Origin of the sequence: Acrocarpospora sp. B8E8, assembly GCF_039871605.1 — a bacterium.
GTDB lineage: Bacteria > Actinomycetota > Actinomycetes > Streptosporangiales > Streptosporangiaceae > Acrocarpospora > Acrocarpospora macrocephala.
The window spans coordinates 1-1,385 of sequence record NZ_JBDPLV010000200.1; the positions used below are offsets into that span (position 1 = coordinate 1).

A 1,385-nucleotide genomic window follows, 5' to 3' on the forward strand; every position below is an offset into this window, starting at 1 on the left:
CCGCGCTGACCGCACGGGTCGCTGACCCGCTGTTCGTCCGGCCCGAACCCAAGGCGAGTTTCGGTGATCTGGTCCGCGGCCTGCTGGCCGACGTTCCGCGCAAGAACTCCTGGCAGTTGTCCGACCATGTCGGGCACTCCACCGCCAACCGCATCGAGCACCTGCTGGATCGGGCGAAATGGGACGTCGATGCCCTGCGTGACCAGGTCCGCGACTACGTGGTCGAGCATCTGGGCCGCACCGACGCCGTGCTGGTGGCCGATGACACCCAGGCGATCAAGAAGGGGAAACGGTCGGTCGGGGTGGCCCGCCAATACTGCGGAGCCACCGGTCAGGTCGAGAACTGCCAGGTCATGCCTATGCTCACCTACGCCTCGGCGGCCGGGCACGCCTTCATCAACCGGCGCTTGTACCTGCCCGGGGACTGGGCCGGCGATCCGGCCCGCCGCGCGGACGCCGGTGTGCCCGAGCAGGTGGTCTTCCGGACCAAACCCGAGCTGGTGATCGACATGCTGGAAGAGGAACGCACCGCCGCCACCCCGTTCCGGTGGCTGACCGCCGACGCCGGCTACGGCCGCGACCCGCAACTGCGCGGCCACTGCCACGATCATCGGATCGGGTACGTGATGGCCGTCCCGATCGATCTCCCGCTGGTTACCGTGGAGGGCCGGGCCGAACCGGCCGGGCACCTGCTGGACCGGCTGCTCGCGTCCGGCCGCCCCGACCTGTGGGAACGCCGTTCCTGCGGGGCCGGGACCAAGGGCAGCCGCCTGTATGACTGGACCAGCGTGTCGGTCACTGTCAAAGACCAGCCGCCCGCCCCCGGTTTCGAGCACCTGCTGGTGATCCGCCGGTCGATCACCGACCCGGCTGACATCGAGTTCTTCCTCGCCCATGCTCCCGCCGGGGCCGCGATCAGCGAGCTCATCACGATCGCCGGGATGCGGTGGACGGTCGAGGAGAACAACGAGCAGGGCAAAGACCTGCTCGGCCTCACCCAGTACCAGGTCCGTAAGTGGACGCCCTGGCACCGGCACGTCACCACCGCGATGCTCGCCCTGGCCTTCCTGGCGGCCACCCGCGCTCGCCTGACCGGCCCCGCCGCCGACGTCCCGGCCGATGCGCCCACCTCAGGCTCGGTGCCCGCAGGCCGGGGAAAAGCGCGTCGCCCCCGGGAGCGGCCCCACTGACCCCCTGGCGGGTGATCCGCCCTTCGGTCGCGGAGATCCGCCGTGTCCTGGCCCGGCTGTTCCTGCCCGCCACCCAGCTCATCGACCACGTGCTGGCCTGGTCGCGGTTCCGGATGGTTCACCAGACCCGGGCGCTGATCAGCCACTACCGGCGACGCGGCGACCCGCTTCCTACTCATCTACGGATGTAGTACC

2 protein-coding genes are annotated in these 1,385 nt (G+C 70.1%); both read left to right on the plus strand.

Annotation, left to right across the window (positions count from 1 at the left end):
- Window positions 1-1,190 (plus strand): IS701 family transposase (locus tag ABGB08_RS54580; protein WP_347608510.1); only part of this gene is annotated, 1,190 nt, incomplete at its 5' end.
- Between the two features lie 11 nt (window positions 1,191-1,201).
- Entirely contained in the window at window positions 1,202-1,381 is a 180-nt protein-coding gene (locus ABGB08_RS54585) for a hypothetical protein (RefSeq protein ID WP_347608513.1), read from the plus strand.
- Window positions 1,382-1,385 lie beyond the last annotated feature (4 nt).